This window comes from Algoriphagus taiwanensis (genome assembly GCF_036245645.1).
In the GTDB taxonomy this organism is placed as follows: domain Bacteria; phylum Bacteroidota; class Bacteroidia; order Cytophagales; family Cyclobacteriaceae; genus Algoriphagus; species Algoriphagus taiwanensis.
In genome coordinates, this window is sequence record NZ_BTPE01000001.1 from 305650 (window position 1) to 326993 (window position 21344).

The following is a 21344-nucleotide window of genomic DNA, read 5'->3' on the forward strand; positions in this document are numbered from 1 at the left end:
AACCTATCTTTGGGCCTTATTTTAAACTACCATGGATTACCTACAGCAGATCAAAGAAGCCGAAGCATTTATCAAATCCAAATACCCCGAAAGTGTTCCTTTGGGGATCATCTTGGGGACTGGACTGGGCAATTTGGGAAACCAAATCAAAGTGGACTTAGAGTTGGATTACAAGGATATTCCTCATTTTCCGCTTTCGACCGTGGAAAGCCATTCTGGGAAATTGGTCTTTGGAACCCTTTCAGGAAAGAAAGTAGTAGCTATGAAAGGCCGCTTTCACTACTATGAGGGCTATTCGATGAAGCAGGTGACTTTTCCTGTTCGGGTGATGAAGTTTTTGGGAGTAAAAACTCTTTTGGTATCCAATGCTTGTGGAGGCTTGAATCCTGCACAGGCTGTGGGGGACGTGATGATTATCAATGACCATATCAATCTTTTTCCTGAAAATCCCCTAAGAGGTATCAACTACGAGGAGTTGGGTCCAAGATTCCCCGATATGAGCGATGCCTATTCTCCGAAGCTGACCCAGTTGGCATTGGAGATAGGAGAGAAAAATGGCTTTCGGCTACATAAGGGAGTGTATGCCGGGGTAGAAGGCCCAAATCTGGAAACCCCTGCAGAGTACATTTATATCCGTACGATCGGTGCAGATGCAGTGGGGATGAGTACAGTCCCCGAGGTATTGGTGGCCCGGCAAATGGGCATCGAGGTCTTTGGCATGTCTGCAATCACTGATTTGGGAGTGCCGGGCAAAATCCATAAGATTTCCATTCAGGACGTCCTTGATGCCGCTGCCAAAGCCGAGCCCATCATGAGTCTGATTATGCGGGAGTTGATAGCACAGATGTGATCGAAAATCCCGTTTACTCTTTAGGGAGCTCATCCAGAGTCTTTACCAGTAGCTCCATAAATGGTCGGATTTCTGCTGGCCAAAGGGCAGGGTTTTTCCCTACCTGCCACCAAAGCACACCGGTTTGATTCTCAAAGGCCAAATAATAAGCCCCTTCCTCGATGCAATTTGGACAGGCTACAAAGTCATTTCCTAGTGGACGGAGATAATTTTCCGGGAATACAGCCCGCAGCTGCTCCGCTTGAGAAAGAAACCTCGAATCCAAGGGAGAGGCCTTATAGGTGATCACAGGAGCGTCCCGAAATGTGTTTAGGTTGTCAATGAAAAGCCGACCTTGGTCCAGTTTGTAAAACTGCATGCAATTGCCCTCACAGAAAAACTCCCATTGACCGAAGATAAACGCATCGACCTCAGGAGTTTCTTCTTCTTTGCATCCGGAAAGGAAAGGGATCAGAATCAGGAAAGAAAGAAGGATTCGTTTCATGGCTTTATTCGATTTGAAAGGGTTCTGAGTTTTGCTCTGGAATCGATAGGATATTGGGTTTCGGTTAAAGTCAGGATTGCGGACTTTGGTCAAAAAAACGAAGGAAAAACCCAAATCGTTTTGCATTTTTAAAACTTTCTTGACCAATTACCCGATTCTTTTACTTGATGCGCTTAATCTCTAGTTTTCTCTTTTTGTTTTGTTTTTTAGTCAGCCTTCCTCTTCTCGCGCAGGAAGAGTCTCAAGTTTATGTATTTGGCAAAAATCAGAGAAATCCAGCTTCCAACTACGTTTTGACAGGGAAAATTTTGGTGAAATCCACAGGTGAGCCACTCGCCGGAGTTGGGGTACATGTGGACGGGTTATATTCCGGAGTCAGCACGGACAAGTTTGGTTTCTACTACCTCACACTCACCCCGGGCACCCACAAGGTTACCTTTCGTCACATTTCTTATATCCCCATCCCCACCCAGGTGGACCTCTACGAAAACGGAGTGATCAATTTGGAGATGACCGAGAAAAACTTTGAATTGGAAGGGGTGGTCGTCATGTCCGATCAGCCGGACCGGAATGTGAGGGAAGCCATCACCGGAATCACCAAACTGACCACTCAGGAGCTCAGAGCCATTCCGGCTTTTCTCGGAGAGGCCGATATTTTCAAAGGTCTTCAGCTCTTGCCCGGGGTTTCCTCTGTGGGAGAGGGCACTTCGGGGATCAATGTTCGGGGTGCCAAAACAGATCAGAACCTGATTTTGATGAATGAAGCCCTGGTCCTGAGTTCCAACCATGCCCTGGGTTTTCTCTCGGCATTCAATACCGATGTGACGGAGACGTTTACCCTTTACAAAGGAAATCTTCCAGCAAATCTGGGCGGTCGCTCGGGTTCTGCCTTGAATATCCTGATGCGTCCCGGAGATATGAATTCCTGGAAAGGGCAGATCGGAGTGGGTACTTCCAACGGGAAAATCCTTCTGGAAGGCCCTTTGGCAAAGGATAAGGTCAGTATCATCGCAGGAGGAAGAATCTCCAATGTCAACTGGCTGCTCAATCAGGCTCGGGATATTGACTTGCAAAACAGTCGGCTCAATTTCTACGATGGGTACTTGGGCTTGAACTGGAAAATCGCCCAAGGACATACCCTTGAGGCCAATACCTTGCTGACTGGGGATGAGTTTTTGTTTTCCGATCAGTTTGGTTACGACTGGACCAACCGGGTGAGTTCACTTCGCTACCGGGGGATTTGGGGAGAAAATATTTCCCTCAATGCCCTGCTGGCTGATGGGGATTTTACCAATGCATTTATTGACCCGGAGGGTGTCGGGGCTGCCCGTGTGGAAAATGGCATGCGCTATCAGCAGGGAAAACTTTCCGCCACCTGGGCTAATGATCAAATCGCAATTACCGGGGGAATGGAAGCCATTAATTACCAAGGCAAACCGGAACGATTGGAACCCTTCGGCGCCGAGTCCAGTGTTGCCACAGAGCAAATCGGCAAGGAAAAAGGCTGGGAAGTATCCGGGTTTTTGAGTGTGGAATATGAACTCGGAGAGTCCACCGGATTTGTGGCTGGACTCCGTTATTCGACTTATTCACAAAGAGGGCCGGACACGGTCTATCAGTACAATCCCAATGGACCCATCACCGTGGAAAACATCACCGGGCAGGAAGTATTCCCGGAAGGAAAAATCGCTTCCTACGCTGGTTTAGAACCCCGGTTTTCCCTTCGTCAAAACCTCAATTCCACCACCTCGGTCAAGCTGAGCTATGTCCGGCTTTTTCAGTATGTGCAGTCTATTTCCAACACCTTTGGACCAACGCCGATTGACCTTTGGCAGCTGAGCACCAGCTACATTGCCCCTCAGCGCTCGGATAATTTTTCCCTGGGAATCTTCAAAAACTCCTCAGACAACAAATGGGAATATTCGCTTGATGCCTTTTACCGAATTGGAGAAAACCAGGTCGAGTACCGGGATTTTGCCAATATTTTCCTCAATCCCCATATCGAGACCGAGCTGGTCTTTGGGGAAGGGAAGGCCTATGGGGCAGAATTTATGATCAAGAAAAATCTGGGCGTGGTGACAGGTTGGCTTGCCTACACCTACAGCAGGTCTTTTTTTCGCTCCCAAAGCGAGTTTGAGCCCGAGCAGATCAACCAAAACGAATGGTTTCCTTCCAACTATGACAAGCCGCATGAGGTGAATTTTATTCTCAGTCGCAAGATGTATCCCCGGGGCTTATTCAATTTCTCGGTGAATTATTCCACCGGAAGGCCGGTCAGTGCGGTCACGGCATCCTACCTTTTGGGAGGAGGCTTGGTGGTGCCGGACTACTCGGCGAGGAATCAATATCGGATTCCTGATTATTTCCGGGTAGATGTGTCCTACACCGTGGAAAAGGTCTTTTCCAAAAAGGGAGACAGCTTGAATTTCAGCATTTACAATTTGCTGGGGAGGAGAAATGCCTATTCGGTCTTTTGGCAGAAAGACTCGGATTCCCAGCAGTTGAAGCCGTATCGCTTGGCTATTTTGGGGGCAATTTTCCCTTCGATTTCTTACAGTATTCAGTTTGGAGGTAGTAATGATTAGAAAGATAAGAACGTTCTTTTGGGTGCTTCTCTTGGGATTGATTTCCTGCGTGGATCAGATCAATTTTCCCTTGGAAAAGCCGGAAACGGAGCGGCTGATCGTCAGCGGATTGTTTACCGATTTGGAAGGACCGCATACGGTGTTACTCTATGAGACCACTTCTCAGGCGCGTCAACCCCTTTTTCAGGATGGATTTTTTACCCTGAATGACCGGCCTCGCCCGGTGAGAAATGCACAGGTCTTTGTGGTAGAAAGCAGGTCCGGTAACGGTTTTCCATTCCGGGAAGTGAGACCAGGAGAGTATGAATTGAGAGGGAGATTTGCTCCTGAGCAGGGGATGGAATTTTTTCTGCAGATCAATGTGGGAGGAGAGACTTACCGCTCTGTGCCTCAGATCATGCCCACCGTAGTGGGATCGGATTCCCTGAGTTTTTCCTTTGAACGAACCCGTGATGAGGACAATCCGGATGCGGCGCAGGTGGTCATCCGCACGGAAGCTACCCTGCCTGAGGAAGTCGGGGGCTATTATCTGCGATGGGCCGTGGATGAAGCCTATTTCTGGGATTTGACTTTTTTCCCAAATCCATTCAATACCCCTCCGCCAAATTGTATTGTCTTTGATTTTCCCGATCCTGAGCGGATTACCTTGGTCAATGGAGACTTGCTAAACAACCCCGGAGGCAAATCCACACGGGTAGTGGCTCAGAGAGGGGTGGACCAGTCCTTTTTGAGTCGACATTATTTCAATGTGCAGCAGCTGAGTATCACGGAGGATGCGTATCGGTATTGGACGCAAATCCGAGAGGTGGTCAACAATACGGGTTCGGTGTTTGACTCACCTCCCGCACCTGTCCGGGGCAACCTATACAATGTCAATGATCCCGATGAGGTAGTCTTGGGCTACTTTGAGGTGGCGCGGTCCCGGGTGACGCGAATATTCACTACGGCAGCGGATGTGCCTTTTTTTGTGGAAAAAGCCTGTGAATATATTCCCGGAAAAAGAAGAGATCAGTATTTGCCTACCTGTCTGACCTGCAGCGCTTTTCCCAGTAGTACAAGTCAGTTTCCCGAGTGGTGGTTTGATGAGTGAGTAGTGCAATGATTGGTAAAGTGTTGAAAACCAGATAAAATCATACTTTCTCCTTTTAAAAGGAAATATTTTTTTCACAAAAATGATCTTATGAGAACAAAATCATTTCATCTCATAAATAAAAATTGCGCGATTGCAGGATTGAAGCGCTATTCCATAGCTTTGCAATCCGTTACGCAATACATCCAGCGAACTTCCGTCCAATGTAAAGGAATATACCTTTGCACTTTTTGCCTTCTCAGTATAGAAACGCCCCAGTCTCTTTTCCTTACTTAGTTTTTCTGCAAGCTCCTCCAAGGTGTATCCCTCCAAAATGATTCGTGATTTGTTGGACTCATTTTTTTTGAGTACTCCATTTTTCGGGGTATACAGAAACTTGTCCAGTTGATCCTGAGATGTAATTTGAAGACAGTTTCCCATTTGGGATTGGGAAGTTTGGCTCGTGACAAATTCAGGACGCTGATCTAATTGTTTCCAGATTTGATCCAAAACTGACTGGTCTAGGGGAGTCGAAGTATTGATTCGCAGGGTGTAGAGCTCTTCTCCAAATTTGCGACTGATCTTAAACTCTACCTCCGGCCACAATTCGGAAAATATCTCCGAGAGAGTTCCTCCCGTACTTACAAAACCCGGACCCGAAGCAGCGCTCGTATTTCGCTCTCCATCGCCATCGAATCTGTGTAATTCGAAATTCCCTTCCTTAAGATCGCCGCTTGCAACCAGGACTTTTTTGGAAGGAGACACTTGAGATTGCGAATAACTAGGCAGGTAGCTCAGAAAGAGGAACACGAAGGAATAAAAATGGTGTCTCATAATTTTTGAGTTTTAGGAAGGGTTCAGGATAAGTTTCGTTTGTGTTAAACTCGATGAAGGCCTCTTCGGTCAATAAGAGATATACATCCTCTTTGTATTCCTGTCCAAGAAATGGCAACTGAACACCGTTGGATAATATAACTTTATTGACCAATGATTTTTTTCCGGTCGGCAAATGATGAATCAATGTCTGTAAGCTGGAATTTTTGACCAAAGAGTACCATCTCCAATCCTCCGATTGGGACAAATACAAGGGAAAGTAAATTTGCTCGGGATCCAGGCCTACTCCTGCTTGCAGCCCTTCTCCTGTGGGGAGAACTTGCAAAAGCTCAGACCCAACCCATTCCCCTTTCCGATTGAATCTGATCAAGGTGTCATTTCCTATTCGGGAAAAAATCACCTCATTCTCAGTATTCGCCAGCGATTGATTGGTCAACACATTGAAGGAGTAAGAATCAGTTGGGGAGGCAGGGTAGCTGAGGTATTTTTGGATTTTCTCAGGGCTGTCTAGGGGAAAAGTCAAGAGGTGAAAATTAAACGTAGTATCCCTGTTCAGTGTATTGGGTGGCTGATATAGAAATAACCGATCCTGAAAAACGGCTAACCTAGAGGCATCTACCCCCAGGTCAAAGGTGGTTTCAAAAGATTGGGTGACCAAATCAAAACGGTGAGCTGTGCCCTTTCCCTCGCAAAGAAGGTAAAGTTTTGAGCCAGCGATTGCGAAATCAGTTATTACACATCCCTGCAGTTCCAAAAAGACCTTCGAATCAAAAATCATAGGTTTTTGATCGGGATCTGCATAATGATACAAGGTAGATTTAGAAAGAATTGTAAAACCGCTCTCCCCGATTTTCCATTTATCAATCACGCCACTAAATGGAATATGAGGAAACTCCACCAAGTCAAATTGATTGATTTCCAAGGAAACGGGAGATAAATTGGATACGGGTTGTTCTTGTATAGAAGGGCTGCTGCAAGACAATACACATGGTAGCAATACCAAAATGATAATTCGATTCATAGATAGAGAAGACAATTCCCTTTTTTAACCTGGATGCTTTCGCAGTTCAAGGAGAAACCTATTTTTAACAACTCTTCTCTAACAAATTCAAACCCATTCATAAAATCAGATTTCTTCAAAAAAAACTTAAATCATTTTTTTCAGTTTTCACGAAGATCCTGTTTAATTAGTTTAAAAATTTTCAAATTAATTTAACCCTTGGAAAATCCCACAACTTGCATCTCGCTTTATCTCCACCTTGATGGCTAGTGTATTAGGATACCCCTTCGGGTTTCAATGTGAAAAAGGATAAAACCACATAGGCACATAGGTTCACATAGTTTATTGGGCTATGTTTTCTATGTGGCTATGTGGTTTATTTTATTCGTCCCAGTTTTAAACAATCAAATAGAAAGAAACTATGGACTGTTGTCAGTCGAACGTTGATCGGAAACTACTTTTTCATCCCCATATAGTCCACTACAAAGTAGCTGAGTGTTCTTACTCCCAGCTTGAATCCGTCTTCCTCGATATGAAAATCCGGAGTATGGTGGGAGGGAACTTTTGCAGGGTCTAATCCTTGTTTCATTCCCCCCAGCATGATAAAGAAACCGGGTTTTTCACGCTGGAAAAAGCTGAAATCTTCCGCACCTGTCACAGGGTCCATGACTACCACATTGCCTTCCCCGGCGGCTGCTACCATGGAGGGAATGGCTTTGGAAGTCAGGTCGGGATCGTTTACTGTGGAGGGGTAGAGCTTTCCGATGTTCACATCAGCTTTGGCTCCTGCGCTTTCGGCAATATTGGTGATGATTTCTGTGATTCTTCGATGCACCAAAGCCTGTTGCTCGTCTCCGAAGGTTCGGATGGTGCCGATTAGTTCTACTTTCTCAGGAATGATGTTGTGACGGATACCGCCATGAATCGCTCCTACGGTAACTACTGCAGGGTTTTGGGTGATATTGACACTTCTGGAAAGGATGGTTTGAAGTCCCATGATGGCTTGGGAGGCCGTCACGATCGGGTCCACACTCGACCAGGGTGAGGCGCCATGCGCCTGAGTTCCGGTGATGGTCACATCCAGATTGTCCACAGCTGCCAAGAAAGGGCCTGATCGATAGCCAACTTTCCCCGCCTCCAATTGCGCCCAAATGTGCAGGCCAAAAATCGCATCCACGTCCTTCATCACCCCTTCTTCGACCATTTGCTTGGCCCCAAAGGAAGTGACACCCGGTTCATAGATTCCCTCTTCGGCGGGTTGGAAGATAAACTTCACCGAGCCTTCCAGCTGATCTTTCATTCCAGCCAAGACTTCAGCTACTCCCATCAAAATCGCCACGTGGGAATCATGTCCGCAGGCATGCATCACACCAGTTTCCTGTCCGTTGTAGGTGGCGGTATTGACCGACTTGAAGGGAAGATCATTGCGTTCGGTCACAGGAAGGGCATCCATATCTGCCCGAAGGGCGACCATTGGACCGGGTTTGCCTCCTTTGAGTACGCCGACCACACCGGTGACAGCCACCTGCTCGGTAACTTCCATGCCAAGGGAACGGAGATGATCTGCCACGATTTTGGCAGTGCGGAATTCCTTATTTCCCAGTTCAGGATGCTGATGGAAATCCCTTCTCCATTCGATCACTTTGGATTCGATGGCATCGGCACCCTGATCGATTTGAGGTCGGAGTTGGGATTGGGCAAAAGAAGATGCGGATAGAAAGAGAAGGGGAAATAGGAGCTTTTTCATGGGTCAATTGTGTAAGATGGGTGGATAAAACTGTCCTTAAAGATAAAGGCAATCTCAGCTATTTAAAGCGTTTGGGAAAAGAGTTGGCGGTGTGGCTTTTAACTAATTTTATCAAATCAATGCAGTTTTTAAAAAGACGGGGAAATTTTTATCCCTAATTTTAACTAATTAATACTTGTTTTATGAGCAATCAATTTTATTCTCTTTTTCTTTTTTGGATTGGGATTTTGCTGTTTTTGACCTCTTGCGGAATGGGGTCTGAAGAAAAATGTATCTCGTTGTTAAAGAATTCTAATGCAGAAAGTCTAGACACGTTGGTCATTGATTCTCCCAATCGAAATAAAATCTATCATGCCGAACTCTGCCTTACCGGGGAATTGGTGGACACGGTCAAGTTGGGAATTCATCCGAATTTCCAGGTTATGCTCTTTCCGGGAAATTATGATAGCCTGATTTACAAAGGGGATTGGTATGGAGATCCGATGGTCCTGAAGACAGAAGGAGGAATGGGAAGTCAGATGGAGTTTTGCGCGAAGTTTTTCTATTAATCAGAGTTTTATGAAAATCCGATATGTCATTTTAATCTTTGTTCTGGCGTTAGTTGCTTGGTTTCAATATGATCAGGTTGAACTCAGACGAAACCATCAAAATGCCAAACAAGTCCGTTTGGGGATGACTGCCGAAAAAGTGATCCAAATTATGGGACAGCCCGAGGAGAAAAACCTAGTCATTGGAAGTAGGGTAGAGGCTGAATCAACTTTTCAATATAAGGCTCCCTTTGGCTCCTCAGACGGAATTGAAATTTCTTTCGACGAGCAGGGAAAAGTTATTCATGTAGCGAATGAATAGCTTCAACTACCCTTTGAATGAAAAAGTAACCACATAGACACACAGGATCACATAGTTAATTGGGCTATGTTTTCTATGTGCCTCTGTGGTTTATTTTATTCGTCCCGGTTTTAAACAATGAATTAGGAAGAAGCCTTGGACTGTCGTCTGTGGACCATTGGCTAGAAACTACTTCTTCATCCCCATATAATCCACCACAAAGTAGCTCAGCACACGCATGCCCAGCACAAATCCTCCCTCGTCGATGTAGAAATCTGGTGTATGGTGAGAGGGAGTTTTGGTCGGGTCTCCTCCTTTTTTCATCCCTCCCAAGCCGATAAATAGCCCCGGCTTTTCCCGCTGATAAAAGCTGAAATCCTCAGCACCTGTCACCGGAGGATTGTAATTGATGTTGTCTTTTCCGGCTGCTGCTTCCATGGAGGCGACCATTTTGGAGGTCAAGTCAGGATCATTCACGGTGGAGGGATAGAGTTTTTGGATATTTACCTCTGCTCTTGCCCCGGCACTTTCGGCGATATTCGTGGCGATCTCCGTGATGCGCTTGTGCACCAAGGCCTGCTGCTCGTCTCCGAAGGTTCGGATGGTACCGATCATTTCCACCTTTTCAGGGATGATGTTGTGACGAATACCTCCGTGAATGGCTCCTACAGTTACCACGGCAGGATTTTGGGTGATATTGACACTTCTGGAAAGGATCGTCTGCAAACCGGTCACAATCTGGGATGCAGTCACAATTGGATCGACTCCAGACCAAGGAGAAGCTCCATGGGCCTGAGTGCCATGAACGATGATTTCCAGATTATCCACGGCAGCTTGGGCGGGACCTGAGCGATAGCCGATTTTCCCAACCTCAGTCTGAGAGGAAATATGCAAGCCGAAAATCGCATCCACATCCTTCATTACGCCTTCTTCCACCAATTGCTTGGCTCCCCAAGTGGTGACTCCGGGTTCATAGATTCCTTCCTCAGCCGGCTGGAAAATGAACTTCACCGAACCTTCCAACTGATCTCTCATTCCTGCCAAGACTTCCGCCACTCCCATTAGAATGGCCACGTGCGTATCGTGTCCGCAGGCATGCATGACTCCGGTTTCTTGTCCGTTGTAGGTGGTAGTGACGGTTGATTTGAAAGGCAAATCCACGCGCTCAGTCACGGGTAGGGCGTCCATATCAGCTCTCAGAGCGACCATCGGGCCAGGCTTTCCGCCTTTCAATACACCCACCACTCCGGTCACGGCCATTCCTTCGGTGACTTCAATTCCCAAGGAACGAAGGTGATCGGCTACTTTTTTGGCTGTTCTGACTTCGTTGTTGCCCAATTCAGGATTTTGGTGAATGTCCCGTCTCCATTCGATTACTTTGGATTCGATGGAAGCGGCTTTTTGATCGATGCTGGGGCGGAGTTTGCTTTGGCCAAACGCCGTTCCGCTAATCAGAAGTAAGGGGATGATAAGTTTTCGCATAATAATGTAAGGTTGATGAAGGTCTTTGGGGCTTTTTTGGGTGTTTTGGAAAATTAGCCCAAGCGAAGCTAAAATCCTTGACCTTTCGGATAAAAAGAGGTGTTGGAGAACTTTTGGACTTGATTTCGCTTTAAATAGAAGATTATTCAAAATCTGAAAAAGGTTTTTACGAAATCAAAATCCCCCTAACCTCCTTTAGAAAAGGGGGAGTTTGCTTATTTCGACGCTCAAACTTCTTCTTTAATAGAGAGGTGTCTTTGAATTTATTGGTAGTAAACACGAAAAATAAAACACAATGGAATTGAAAAATAAAATCGCCGTAGTCACCGGAGTCAGCAAGGGAATCGGGCTGGAATTGGTGAAGCTTTTGGTAGAAAAAGGAACTGTTGTCGCGGGTTGGGGACGAACTCAGCCGGATTTTCAGCATGCTAATTTCCACTTTTTCACCTGCGATGTCTCAAATGAAAGCAGCGTGGAAGTTGCCTATCAGGCCACTATTGCCAAGTTGGGTGCAGATATCCGAATTTTGGTGAACAATGCCGGTTTTGGAGTGGCTGGACCTTTTGAAGAAATGAGTTCTGCGGATTGGAAGTCCATGTTTGATACCAATGTGCACGGGATATTTTATGTCAGCAAGCGACTGATTCCTGCCATGAAAGCTGCAGATGAAGGGCATATTCTAAATGTCGCCTCTATCGCCGGACTGAATGGAGTTGCTAATTTTGCAGGCTATGTGGGCACCAAGCATGCCGTGAGGGGAATTTCCCATTCTATGTATATGGAATTGCGGGATTATGGAATTAAGGTTTCTACCATCTATCCGGGTTCTGTGCAGACCAATTTCTTTGACGGTATCCCTGGGATGAGTGCCCATGAAAACATGATGCGTCCTCAGGATGTGGCCTTGACGATTGTGCAGACTTTGGAAACCCACCCCAATTACTTTGTAGCCGATGTGGAATGCCGTCCGCTGAGACCGAAGGGGAAGAAGCAGTAGGCAGTGGGCAGACTGCCTACTGACCACTGACCACTGCAAACTGAAAAACCTACCACTGAATCCCTTGCCTTTCCGGCCTCATTATCTATTTTTGCCCTAGACCTGACCAAAGGGGATTTTGCCCCTGCCATGCGGGTAATTTTCTCTTTGGTCCTTCTTTTTATGTCACTCCAAGTCTCCCAACTCACTAAGGTTTATGGTTCCCAAAAGGTTCTCGATGCCGTCAGTTTTTCGGCAGAGCCAGGGAGAATTTTGGGCTTTCTCGGTCCTAACGGGGCAGGGAAATCCACCACCATGAAAATCATCACCGGCTATCTCGCCGCGGATTCCGGAGAGGTGAAAGTCTTGGGAGAAAATGCCCTAGAAAACCCCAAAAAGGTGAGTTCTCGAATCGGCTACTTACCCGAACATAATCCAATTTATCTGGATCTGTATGTCCGGGAATTTCTGGAGTTTTCGGGAGGTATCTACGGGATGAAGTCCGCTGCCATCCGTCAAAGAGTAGATGAACTCATCCGAAAAACAGGTCTTCAACCTGAGCAGCACAAGAAAATCGGGCAGCTATCCAAAGGGTATCGTCAGCGGGTAGGTTTGGCGAGAGCACTCATTCATGATCCTCAGGTCGTAATCCTGGACGAACCCACCACAGGCCTCGATCCCAATCAGCTGGTGGAAATCCGTGCGCTGATTCAGGAAATCGCAGCTGACAAAACCCTGATCTTTTCCACTCATATCCTTCAGGAGGTGGAGGCTATTTGCCAGGATGTGGTGATCATCAATCGCGGAAAAATTTTGGCAGCGAGCCCTTTGTCTGAATTAAGAGGAAAGGCTACTGCCGTAGAATTGACTTTGGAAACAGAAGAAGCGCTGGAATTGAGCTGGTTTGAATCTCTGGGAGAAGTGAAATTTGGCCCCAAAGGAACCAAGGAATTGATTCTCTCCGTGCCTGAGGCCAATGAAGTCCGAAAGGCTCTGATGCAGATCATTGCCTCTCGAAATCTCAATCTGATCAGCCTGAATCAGGGCAAAAAGAATTTGGAAACCCTTTTCCGAGAAATCACCCAAGCCCCATGAAAAGTCTCTTTTTCAAAGAAATCAATGCCTTTTTTGGAAGCCTGACCGGCTATCTGGTGTTGGTATTGTTTCTGGTCTCTCTTGGGTTGATCGTTTGGGTTTTTCCGGAAAGCTCGGTTTTGGAGTATGGTTTTGCTGATTTGGAAGCTTTGTTTAGCTACACTCCCTATGTATTTACGTTTTTGATTCCGGCCTTATCCATGCGGATGATTGCTGAAGAGAGAAGAATCGGTACTTGGGAGTTGCTGCGAACTTCTCCGCTTTCGGTGTTCCAGATAGTTTGGACCAAATACATGGCTTTGCTCGTGCTGGTGTTTCTGGCAATGGTTCCTACTTTGCTTTATGCCTATTCCATCGCCCAATTGGGAGATCCTCCCGGCAATTTGGATTGGGCGGGATTTTTTGGAAGCTGGATTGGTTTGCTGATGATCGGGGCGACTTTTGCCGCGGTGGGTTTGTTTGCCAGTTCGCTGACTTCCCAGCAGGTGGTGGCCTTCGTTTTGGGCGTTTTTCTCTGTTTTTCCCTGTATTTTGGATTCACTGCTTTGGGGGATATTCTTTCGGGTGAGGCCGCCTATTGGGTGGAGGAATTCAGCCTGAGTTATCATTATGCAAGCTTGGGGCGGGGAGTGATAGACAGCAGAGATTTGTTTTTCCTTTTGGGAATGATTTGGTTGTTTTTGGGCGGTTCAGTTTTGGTTTTGCGAAGCAAATGAAAAGGACAAAGAACCATAGGGCCCTGTCTATTCTCCTACTTTTGGGAGGCTTTGTCTTGCTGTTTTTTGCAGGGCAGCTAGTGAAGTTCAGACTGGACCTGACGGAGGAGAAGAGGTATAGCCTTCATCCTGCCACGGTGGAAATGCTCGAAAATCTCGATCGCCCGATCCATGTCGATATTTTGCTGACTGCCGATGACCTTCCCGGAGGGATGAGAAGGCTGCAAAAGTCCATGGAGGAGACTGTGCGGACTTTCAATGCCTACGCGAGTGAGAAAATCACGGTAGACTATTTTGACCCATTATCCGTCACAGATTCCCTGAAGGAAGATTTTATCTACAGCTTGGCAGATTATGGCATCAATCCCACCAATTTATTTGTCAATCAAAATTCCGGTCAGCAGGCTCAGTTGATTTTTCCGGGCATTTTGGTGAGTGATGAAGAGTACGAAGTCGGGGCACTGATTCTGAAGGGCGAGCGTGGGATGTCTCCCGATCAGATTCTAAATTTTTCCATAGAAAACCTCGAATACGAGCTCAGCAATGCCATTCGAAAGCTGATTGATCCTCAGAGCAAGGCTGTGGCCTTGGTGATCGGTCATGGAGAGCTTTCCGAAGATGAGGGTTTTGGAGTGGTAGAGGCCTTGGATGGGCAGTATGAAGTCTTCAAAGTGCCTTTGGATCAGGCAAAAAGCCCAAGCGACCTGAGTTCTTTTGGGATGGTTCTGGTTTTGGGCCCCAAATCCTCCTACACCGAGCGGGAGCTTTTTCTCCTGGATCAATATGTCCTCGGCGGAGGAAATCTGGTCGTGGCAGCCGAAGGAGTGGATGTCAATCTCGATGAAGCTGGGGGAGAGGGCACGCTTTCATTTCCCCTGGAAAATGAACTGGACCGACTGCTTTTCCGCTACGGAATCCGTATAAACAAAGACTTGATTCAGGACTTGAACTTCTCCTATCTCCCCATCATGGGAGGGAATTTCGGCAATCAGGAGCAGATGATTCCACTGCCTTGGCCCTACTTTTTCAATGCGGGAAGAATGGCTCCGCATCCCATCACCAAGGGTTTGGATCAGGTGAATTTCAGATTTGTCAGCAGCCTGGACACAGTCAAGGCCGATGGGGTGAAAAAGACTCCACTGATTTTCGGTTCAGAAAAGGGAAAAATCCTGCCAGCCCCAAGCCGTGTGGCTCTCTCGGATATGCAGCAAGCTCCTGTAATGGAGGAGTTTACGGTAAGCAATCTTCCTTTGGGATATTTGCTCGAAGGGGAGTTTACCTCGGTGTTCAAAAATAGGTTTCTCCCGGAAGAATTTTCCGGACAATCCTTCTTGGAATCCGGGAGAGGCAAAGTGGTAGTTTTCGGAGATGGTTCTCTTTTTCAAAGCCAGCTAGACTTGGGAGGAAATCAGCCCCTTCCCTTGGGAGAAGATCCTTTTGCCCAGACTACCTTTGCCAACAAGCAATTGCTGCTCAATTTGGCTCAATACCTAACCGATCCGGAGGGAATCATTTCGGCCCGAACCCGCACCCTTCAGATTCGGCCTTTGGACCGGCTGAAGGTCAAGGAGCAGGGGACTTTCTGGCAAGTGATCAACATCGGAGGTCCGATAGGAGTGGTCTTGATTCTGGGTGGGATTATCCTTTTTTTCCGCAAAAAACAATACAGTCGCAAAGCGTAAGAGGATGTCTGTTTTAGACTTCACAAGTTTTTTGACGGAAAGCAAAAGCCAATCCGCCGAATTAGCATTTTATTTATAAATTTACCCCATTGGTTAAAAATGTAAATCCAAGTTCTCCTACAGTTGAAATAATGCACTTTCAGTTTAGGCTATTTCAATTGTGAGATGATTTCCTGTCCTGAGAGACAGTTTGTTTGACAACTAAAAGACAATCAAAAAGATATGAAATTCATTGTTTCCTCCTCTGCCTTGCTGAAGCAGCTGACGTCCATCAACGGCGTCGTGACTACCAACCCGGTTGTTCCGATTTTGGAAAATTTTCTCTTCGAAATCAAAGATTCCGAGCTTACCATCACTGCTTCTGACTTGCAAACTTCCATGATCACCCAGATTCATGTGGAGGCCAAGGAGGATGGGAATATTGCCGTGCCGGCAAAAATCCTGATCGAAACTCTGAAAAACCTTCCGGAGCAGCCGGTGACCTTCAGCATTGATCACGATACCTATGCGGTGGAGATCAGCTCTGACAACGGGCGTTACCGATTGGCGGGAGAAAATGCGACCGACTTCCCAAAAATCCCTACCGTAAGCAATGCCACCACGGTAGATATGTCCACTGAAGTGCTTTCCTCAGCCATTTCCAATACCATTTTTGCTACTTCTTCCGATGAGCTTCGTCCTGCGATGACCGGGGTATATATCAATCTGAGTGCAACCAATACCACCTTTGTAGCTACAGACGGTCACCGACTGATCCGTTACAGAAGGGTGGATGTGGCCTCCGGAAGCCCTGCAAGTCTGATTATCCCAAGGAAGGCACTGAACCTGCTAAAGTCCACTTTGCCATCTGAGAATGTACCTGTTTCGGTAGAATTCAACCAAAGCAATGCGTATTTCAAGTTTGGTCAGATCAAAATGATCTGCCGACTGATCGACGAGCGATTCCCGGACTATGAAAATGTCATTCCGGTGGACAATCCGAATATGATGACCATTGACCGGATGGAATTGCTCAGCTCTTTGAGACGAATTGCCATCTATGCGAACAAGACGACCCATCAGGTAAGGCTGAAATTGACTGGAAGTGAGCTGATGATCTCAGCGGAGGATTTGGACTTTTCCAACGAAGCCAATGAGCGACTGTCTTGCGATCATGATGGAGAGGATATCGAAATCGGATTCAATGCCAAGTTTTTGGTGGAAATGCTGAACAACCTGAGCTGCAAAGAAGTCAGCCTGAAGTTTTCTGCTCCGAATCGTGCCGGATTAATTCTTCCTGTAGAGCAGGATCCAAACGAGGATATTCTGATGCTCGTGATGCCTGTGATGCTCAACAATTACGTATAACCATAACCACAAACCATAAATCAAAAGCCCGGTTCTGCATTTGCGGAATCGGGCTTTTTATTGGTTAAGGGATATAATTTGAGGTTTCCAAAAACCTCGAAGAGCTTGATTAAGGCTTATAGTTTTTTGAGATCTAAAAAAAACTTCAAAGGCTCTTTTTAGAATCCCTCATCATCTTCAAAAATAAACCTTCCACACGCTCTCTCGCCCAAGGGGTTTTTCGAAGAAAAGTAAGACTGGATTTGATCGAGGGATTATGGGTAAAGCAGCGGATGGGGATTCGCTCTCCAAGTTCTTCCCAGCCATAGTGTGTGACCAATTGTTCCAAGATGGTATCAAGTCTTTGGCCATGAAGAGGGTTGTTGGGTTGATGTTCCAAGGGGAAGTCGTATAGTGAATGGTTTAAAGTTAATACTAATTGGTTATTGAACAGGCTGGATCAAATCCCAAAGATTTCCATACAAATCCCTGAAAACAGAGACTATTCCATAAGGCTCTTGGGCTGGTTCGCGGATAAATTCCACCCCTTTGGAGCGGTAGTTTTCATAATCTCGGTAGAAATCGTCTGTGTAAAGAAACAGAAAAACGCGTCCACCTGCCTGAAAACCGATTTGCTTTTCCTGAGTCTCATTGGCGGCTTTGGCTAAAAGCAAATGGCAAGTGGACCCCGGAGGCGTCACCCTCACCCAACGCTTGGTCTCACTCATTTTGGAGTCCTCAAGAAGCTCAAAGCCTAAGGTCTTTGTGTAATAATGGATTGCTTCGTCATAATCATTGACGAGCAAGGTAATTTGGCCCAGCTGCTGATGCATAGATCTAATTAATTTGGAAGATGAGATTCTGATGAGAAAAGATTAAATCCCATTAATGAGTTCGAAAAAAAGAATTTTTCCGGTGTTTTTGAGTTATTCAGGCCCTTCAAGTTGACCGATTATGGAGGTGAAAGTGGTGTTAAGATTAAAAATATAATTTCTCAGCGAAAAGATGAGATTGATTTTTGGTGTTTTATCCTCCAGAGTTACTTTAGTAAAAAATTAGTTTATGAGACTTTTACTTGCACTTATTCTGGGATTTCTTTTTCTCCAATGTCAAAACAAATCTGAATCCATTGACCAAGCCAAAGAGCTTTTTCCAACTGGAGAGATTGTTGCTCTTCAATTGGATGATTCTACGTCTAACGTGAGCTATTCCTACCAATATCATTTGAGTGATGGGAAGGAATACTTTTTTAATCTAAAAATGGATGGAAATATCTTACAGATCTTTGATTTTTCTACTGGAGAAAAAATCAAAACCCTCCAATTTGATCAGGAAGGCCCCAACGGAGTGGGAGGACTGTTTGGATTCCATGTACAAAGCTTGGATAGTATTTTCCTGTTTAATCCCCCTTTTGGATCCTCGTTTTACTTGGCAAATATTGAAGGGGAATTGTTGAAGAAGTTCAAGTATCAAGTACCGGATGGTGCGGGTTCAGCTTTCGTGCATAATGGCTATATGACCTCTCCGCCGGTTTTGGAAGGATCCAAACTCGCAGTTAATCATCGGTTTCCTCAAAATATGCGGGAGCTTACTCAGGAGATTTTATCTAACAATACTTTCGGCTATCAAATAAATCTGGAAACCGGGGAAACTCAGTATTTCAATCATTATTTCCCCCAAGATTACCTGGGCTCAGGGTTAAAAAGTATTGATTTTAGCAGAGCCCAGGGAGAGGATAAGGTGGTCTATTCCCTGTTTGGTGATCATAAGCTTTACTATGCATCTTCCTTTGACTCCACCTTGAAATCGGTGGAAGCAGGAAGTGAATTTTTGGACCAAACGATGCCGAATTTCAAACCTGACGCAGTTTCTGAGGAATATCAAAACTATGCCTTTGCTTCGAGCAGATATGGTTCGATTTTGTATGACCCCTACAGGGAGGTTTACTATCGGATTGCCTTTCCCACTCTTCCGGAAGCTAGCATTGCCGATATCAGAAGTCAGGGAAATGCTTTGGGACCATTTGTGGTGATGGTTTTGGACTCGGATTTGAAAGTGATCACCGAGAGAAAATTTGAACCCGGGAAGTATCATCCGGACAATGTTTTTGTTGGGAAAAAGGGACTTTACTTATCCTTGCAGCACCCCAATAATCCGGAAAACAGGGAAGAGGAGATGCAGTTTGAGTTGATTGAATTGAGGTAAGAAAAGTGTTTTCTGATCATAGAAATGCCTCAAGCTGTTCAGGATTTGTAATCCTGAACCTTGATCATAGGATTTTCAATCCGAGCAAATTAATTTTTAATCCTAAATGATTGAAATATGGGCTTTGAATTTAAAATTCGGGATCAAGGTGCAGTTCATTTTTTGATTTTTACAGTTCATCAATGGGCAGATGTTTTCACCAGAAAGGAATATTCAGACCTATTGTTGGAGAGTCTAATTTATTGCCAAAAGAGTAAGGGCTTGGAAATTTATTCATGGGTAATTATGAGTAACCATATCCACTTAATTGCAAGTGCGAAAGAGGAAAACCTATCCGATATTATTCGAGATTTTAAAAAATTCACCGCGAAGAAGATTTTCAAAGCCATTCAGGATAATCCTAAAGAAAGCAGAAAGACATGGCTTACCTTGGCATTAAGTCATCAAAATCAAATATGGTTTTGGGAGGATGGGTACCATGGAGAAGAAGTGTTTTCAAAGAGATTTTCTGATACCAAATCCAATTACATTCATCAAAACCCGGTCAGGGCCGGAATTGTCGAAAAGGAAGAAGAATATTTAAATAGTAGTGCTGGAGATTTCTACGGGATAAGAAAAGGACCTATTCGCCTTGCAGATTTCGGGTAATATTTTCCTTTTGAAGATTAAAAATCTTCTGATCGAGCTTCGAGATTACAAATCTCGAAGAGCTGAGGAGATGCAGTTTGAGTTGATTGAATTGAGATAAGAAAAGTGTTTTCTGATCATAGAAATGCCCCCAACAAGTGTATAACTTTTTGGGGGCAAATCAAAAGTGGCTTTTTTAACTCATTAGATTGTTCCTGTTAGGCATTCACCTCGCTCAATTCCTGAGCCAGAGGGAAGTCAATCGGGAATTGTGTTAGGTTGTGGATGTAGTTGGAGATGATTTTGTCCCCAATGACGATCGCGACATCGACCAAACTAGCCTCGGTATATCCAGCTGCAAAAAAGGCATCTTTGGTTTCTTGGCTTGCCTTTCCTCTATTTTCAGCTACCGACTTGGTGAATCTTGCCAAGGCGTCAAGCTTTGCGTCAAAAGAAGCAGATCCTCCTCTGATTTCAAGGATTTGATCCTCAGTGAATCCGTTCATTTTTCCCAACACGGTATGAGCCGATTGACAATATCTACAGCCATTAACCTGAGAAACGACCAAGTTGATAACTTCCCTTTCTTTTGCTTTGAGGGAAGACTTCCTGTTTTGAAGTGCTAAGTAATCTCTCAAGGCCGTTTCACTTTTGGCAAAGTAGGCATACAAGTTTGGGACAAACCCCAGTCCTTTTTGCAAGTTGTCAAAGATGGATTGATTGGCTTCTGTGACTTCGGCTCGGGTAGGTACTGTGAAATTTTTCATCGTGGTATTGTTTGTTTTGGTTGAAATAAATTAACAATACAAAGATGGAGCGCTTAAGTCAGGTAGGGTTAGGCAGTATTTCCCGAGGAGTTGGCAATTTTGCCCAATCTTAGTTTCTCCTTGAAGTCGGATGGGGAGAGCCCTTCATTTTTCTTGAAAAACCGGCTAAAGCTTTGAATGTCCTCAAAACCCAGTTCATGCCCGATTTCTTTGATGCTTTGATCGGTGTAGCCAAGAAGTCTCCTTGCTTCCAGCATTTTCCGGTCATGGATAAAGCTCAAAGGGGATTTTTCGCCCAGTTTGGAAAATAGGTTGGATAGGGTTTTGGGCGATTTAAAAAGCAAATCGGCATAATCCGCCACAGTATGCTTGGTTTTGAAATGGGTTTCTACCAAATAGTTAAATTCCCGGATCAGATCCACCTGACTTTTCTCCAAATCCTCCATTTTTTGTTGGGACTTGTAGATTCGGGTGCAGAGGATCAAGAGCCTCTTCAATAGTATCTGAAGCATTTCGAGCTGCAGCGGGTCGGGTACTTCCTGAATCTCAATTTCAAAGACTTTCCAAAGCGCTTCTAATTTCGCGATCTCTTTCTCAAAAAGATTAATTACCGGCGTTTCTGCAGAACCAAAAAACAAGACTCCCTTACAGCCGATTTCAGAATCATGATCCAATATGCAAAAGAATGCTCGGTTGAATCGTAAGAGTCTGGCCTTTTGCAGGTTTTTTACTTCCACTCGATGGAATTCCGTCAGGCATACTGCTTGATTGGCTTGAAAAGTAAATTCTATTCCATCAATGATCAGAATGGACGGATTCAAGAACCAAACAAAAGTAAGCTCACTTGGATTTTTTTCTTTTAGTAGAAAGCAATTGGAAGAATCTATTTCTTCTAGTTGAAGCTTTTCTGATGAAGGTCCTTGGAAAATCATTAAAGCCGATGTTTTGGAAAATTAAAAGTGGTTGAGTGAAAAATCAGAACCGAATTCTTTAGAATCAGGTTCCTCTTTCCCTGCTAATCAAGTGCTAGGATTTTGGGTTTGGGAAAGTAGGATCTTGATCAAGTAAGGT

At 45.2% G+C, this 21344-nt stretch carries 21 protein-coding genes; 12 read left to right on the plus strand and 9 right to left on the minus strand.

Annotated features, from left to right (window positions below; genetic code table 11):
• The first annotated feature begins 31 nt into the window (after positions 1-31).
• Positions 32-850: a purine-nucleoside phosphorylase gene (locus tag AAA938_RS01275; RefSeq protein ID WP_338226834.1), complete on the plus strand. Its 819-nt coding sequence runs from the start codon at positions 32-34 to the stop codon at positions 848-850.
• Between the two features lie 13 nt (positions 851-863).
• Here the strand turns inward: AAA938_RS01275 and AAA938_RS01280 are convergent, their stop codons facing one another.
• Positions 864-1334 carry a hypothetical protein gene (locus tag AAA938_RS01280; protein WP_338226835.1) on the minus strand — a complete coding sequence of 157 codons (471 nt, stop codon included), beginning with the start codon at positions 1332-1334 and terminating at the stop codon, positions 864-866.
• 167 nt (positions 1335-1501) lie between these two features.
• Here AAA938_RS01280 and AAA938_RS01285 point away from each other — a divergent pair, with 167 nt between their 5' ends.
• Both AAA938_RS01285 and AAA938_RS01290 read left to right on the plus strand, forming a co-directional pair.
• Positions 1502-3919 (plus strand): TonB-dependent receptor, encoded by a 2418-nt coding sequence (locus tag AAA938_RS01285; RefSeq protein ID WP_338226836.1) that lies wholly within the window; start codon positions 1502-1504, stop codon positions 3917-3919.
• Positions 3912-5009 (plus strand): DUF4249 family protein, encoded by a 1098-nt coding sequence (locus AAA938_RS01290; protein ID WP_338226837.1) that lies wholly within the window; start codon positions 3912-3914, stop codon positions 5007-5009. Before AAA938_RS01285 ends, AAA938_RS01290 begins: the two co-directional genes overlap by 8 nt.
• Positions 5010-5111: 102 nt before the next feature.
• Here AAA938_RS01290 and AAA938_RS01295 read toward each other — a convergent pair whose 3' ends face one another.
• The 3 genes from AAA938_RS01295 to AAA938_RS01305 all read right to left on the minus strand — a co-directional run bounded on the left by AAA938_RS01295 (position 5112) and on the right by AAA938_RS01305 (position 8569).
• Positions 5112-5822, minus strand: a complete 711-nt coding sequence (locus AAA938_RS01295) for a hypothetical protein (RefSeq protein ID WP_338226838.1) — start codon at positions 5820-5822, stop codon at positions 5112-5114.
• Complete coding sequence (locus AAA938_RS01300) at positions 5770-6843, minus strand: hypothetical protein (RefSeq protein ID WP_338226839.1); 1074 nt, start codon at positions 6841-6843, stop codon at positions 5770-5772. The genes AAA938_RS01295 and AAA938_RS01300 overlap by 53 nt, the downstream gene beginning before the upstream one ends.
• Positions 6844-7276: 433 nt before the next feature.
• Positions 7277-8569 (minus strand): amidohydrolase, encoded by a 1293-nt coding sequence (locus AAA938_RS01305; RefSeq protein WP_338226840.1) that lies wholly within the window; start codon positions 8567-8569, stop codon positions 7277-7279.
• Positions 8570-8751: 182 nt separating this feature from the next.
• On the opposite strand from AAA938_RS01305, the gene AAA938_RS01310 reads away from it, so the two are divergent.
• Both AAA938_RS01310 and AAA938_RS01315 read left to right on the plus strand, forming a co-directional pair.
• A complete protein-coding gene (locus tag AAA938_RS01310; RefSeq protein WP_338226841.1) occupies positions 8752-9117 on the plus strand; it encodes a hypothetical protein in 366 nt (121 codons plus the stop codon).
• 10 nt (positions 9118-9127) lie between these two features.
• Positions 9128-9418 (plus strand): hypothetical protein, encoded by a 291-nt coding sequence (locus AAA938_RS01315; RefSeq protein ID WP_338226842.1) that lies wholly within the window; start codon positions 9128-9130, stop codon positions 9416-9418.
• A 168-nt stretch (positions 9419-9586) separates the two neighbouring features.
• On the opposite strand, the gene AAA938_RS01320 is transcribed toward AAA938_RS01315, so the two are convergent.
• Positions 9587-10879, minus strand: a complete 1293-nt coding sequence (locus tag AAA938_RS01320) for an amidohydrolase (RefSeq protein WP_338226843.1) — start codon at positions 10877-10879, stop codon at positions 9587-9589.
• 295 nt (positions 10880-11174) lie between these two features.
• Between AAA938_RS01320 and AAA938_RS01325 the strand changes: the two genes are divergently transcribed.
• The 5 genes from AAA938_RS01325 (at position 11175) to dnaN (ending at position 16695) form a co-directional block, all read left to right on the plus strand.
• Entirely contained in the window at positions 11175-11876 is a 702-nt protein-coding gene (locus tag AAA938_RS01325) for an SDR family oxidoreductase (protein WP_338226844.1), read from the plus strand.
• Positions 11877-12038: 162 nt separating this feature from the next.
• The gene (gene gldA / locus AAA938_RS01330; protein WP_338226845.1) at positions 12039-12950 is read left to right on the plus strand and encodes a gliding motility-associated ABC transporter ATP-binding subunit GldA; all 912 of its coding nucleotides are present in this window, start codon (positions 12039-12041) and stop codon (positions 12948-12950) included.
• Complete coding sequence (gene gldF, locus AAA938_RS01335) at positions 12947-13666, plus strand: gliding motility-associated ABC transporter permease subunit GldF (protein WP_338226846.1); 720 nt, start codon at positions 12947-12949, stop codon at positions 13664-13666. Before gldA ends, gldF begins: the two co-directional genes overlap by 4 nt.
• The gene (gene gldG, locus AAA938_RS01340) at positions 13663-15348 is read left to right on the plus strand and encodes a gliding motility-associated ABC transporter substrate-binding protein GldG (protein WP_338226847.1); all 1686 of its coding nucleotides are present in this window, start codon (positions 13663-13665) and stop codon (positions 15346-15348) included. Before gldF ends, gldG begins: the two co-directional genes overlap by 4 nt.
• A gap of 222 nt (positions 15349-15570) precedes the next feature.
• The gene (dnaN, locus tag AAA938_RS01345; RefSeq protein WP_338221078.1) at positions 15571-16695 is read left to right on the plus strand and encodes a DNA polymerase III subunit beta; all 1125 of its coding nucleotides are present in this window, start codon (positions 15571-15573) and stop codon (positions 16693-16695) included.
• A gap of 145 nt (positions 16696-16840) precedes the next feature.
• On the opposite strand, the gene AAA938_RS01350 is transcribed toward dnaN, so the two are convergent.
• Positions 16841-17074, minus strand: coding sequence for a VF530 family protein (locus AAA938_RS01350; RefSeq protein ID WP_338226848.1), 234 nt, complete (start codon positions 17072-17074; stop codon positions 16841-16843).
• A gap of 43 nt (positions 17075-17117) precedes the next feature.
• A complete protein-coding gene (locus AAA938_RS01355) occupies positions 17118-17507 on the minus strand; it encodes a VOC family protein (protein ID WP_338226849.1) in 390 nt (129 codons plus the stop codon).
• A 229-nt stretch (positions 17508-17736) separates the two neighbouring features.
• On the opposite strand from AAA938_RS01355, the gene AAA938_RS01360 reads away from it, so the two are divergent.
• On the plus strand, positions 17737-18879 hold the full coding sequence (locus AAA938_RS01360) for a DUF4221 family protein (RefSeq protein WP_338226850.1): 1143 nt from the start codon (positions 17737-17739) through the stop codon (positions 18877-18879).
• A 117-nt stretch (positions 18880-18996) separates the two neighbouring features.
• A complete protein-coding gene (locus tag AAA938_RS01365; RefSeq protein WP_338226851.1) occupies positions 18997-19527 on the plus strand; it encodes an REP-associated tyrosine transposase in 531 nt (176 codons plus the stop codon).
• 197 nt (positions 19528-19724) lie between these two features.
• On the opposite strand, the gene AAA938_RS01370 is transcribed toward AAA938_RS01365, so the two are convergent.
• Both AAA938_RS01370 and AAA938_RS01375 read right to left on the minus strand, forming a co-directional pair.
• Entirely contained in the window at positions 19725-20273 is a 549-nt protein-coding gene (locus AAA938_RS01370) for a carboxymuconolactone decarboxylase family protein (RefSeq protein WP_338226852.1), read from the minus strand.
• A 68-nt stretch (positions 20274-20341) separates the two neighbouring features.
• Complete coding sequence (locus AAA938_RS01375) at positions 20342-21205, minus strand: helix-turn-helix domain-containing protein (protein WP_338226853.1); 864 nt, start codon at positions 21203-21205, stop codon at positions 20342-20344.
• Between the last annotated feature and the right edge of the window lie 139 nt (positions 21206-21344).

Coding starts and splice junctions, on each gene's coding strand:
- AAA938_RS01280 (WP_338226835.1), bottom strand. CDS start 1,334: ATGAAACGAATCCTTCTTTCTTTCCTGATTCTGATCCCTTTCCTTTCC.
- AAA938_RS01375 (WP_338226853.1), bottom strand. CDS start 21,205: ATGATTTTCCAAGGACCTTCATCAGAAAAGCTTCAACTAGAAGAAATA.
- AAA938_RS01305 (WP_338226840.1), bottom strand. CDS start 8,569: ATGAAAAAGCTCCTATTTCCCCTTCTCTTTCTATCCGCATCTTCTTTT.
- AAA938_RS01290 (WP_338226837.1), top strand. CDS start 3,912: ATGATTAGAAAGATAAGAACGTTCTTTTGGGTGCTTCTCTTGGGATTG.
- AAA938_RS01315 (WP_338226842.1), top strand. CDS start 9,128: ATGAAAATCCGATATGTCATTTTAATCTTTGTTCTGGCGTTAGTTGCT.
- gldF (WP_338226846.1), top strand. CDS start 12,947: ATGAAAAGTCTCTTTTTCAAAGAAATCAATGCCTTTTTTGGAAGCCTG.
- AAA938_RS01355 (WP_338226849.1), bottom strand. CDS start 17,507: ATGCATCAGCAGCTGGGCCAAATTACCTTGCTCGTCAATGATTATGAC.
- dnaN (WP_338221078.1), top strand. CDS start 15,571: ATGAAATTCATTGTTTCCTCCTCTGCCTTGCTGAAGCAGCTGACGTCC.
- gldA (WP_338226845.1), top strand. CDS start 12,039: ATGTCACTCCAAGTCTCCCAACTCACTAAGGTTTATGGTTCCCAAAAG.
- AAA938_RS01320 (WP_338226843.1), bottom strand. CDS start 10,879: ATGCGAAAACTTATCATCCCCTTACTTCTGATTAGCGGAACGGCGTTT.
- gldG (WP_338226847.1), top strand. CDS start 13,663: ATGAAAAGGACAAAGAACCATAGGGCCCTGTCTATTCTCCTACTTTTG.
- AAA938_RS01360 (WP_338226850.1), top strand. CDS start 17,737: ATGAGACTTTTACTTGCACTTATTCTGGGATTTCTTTTTCTCCAATGT.
- AAA938_RS01325 (WP_338226844.1), top strand. CDS start 11,175: ATGGAATTGAAAAATAAAATCGCCGTAGTCACCGGAGTCAGCAAGGGA.
- AAA938_RS01275 (WP_338226834.1), top strand. CDS start 32: ATGGATTACCTACAGCAGATCAAAGAAGCCGAAGCATTTATCAAATCC.
- AAA938_RS01370 (WP_338226852.1), bottom strand. CDS start 20,273: ATGAAAAATTTCACAGTACCTACCCGAGCCGAAGTCACAGAAGCCAAT.
- AAA938_RS01295 (WP_338226838.1), bottom strand. CDS start 5,822: ATGAGACACCATTTTTATTCCTTCGTGTTCCTCTTTCTGAGCTACCTG.
- AAA938_RS01300 (WP_338226839.1), bottom strand. CDS start 6,843: ATGAATCGAATTATCATTTTGGTATTGCTACCATGTGTATTGTCTTGC.
- AAA938_RS01285 (WP_338226836.1), top strand. CDS start 1,502: ATGCGCTTAATCTCTAGTTTTCTCTTTTTGTTTTGTTTTTTAGTCAGC.
- AAA938_RS01310 (WP_338226841.1), top strand. CDS start 8,752: ATGAGCAATCAATTTTATTCTCTTTTTCTTTTTTGGATTGGGATTTTG.
- AAA938_RS01365 (WP_338226851.1), top strand. CDS start 18,997: ATGGGCTTTGAATTTAAAATTCGGGATCAAGGTGCAGTTCATTTTTTG.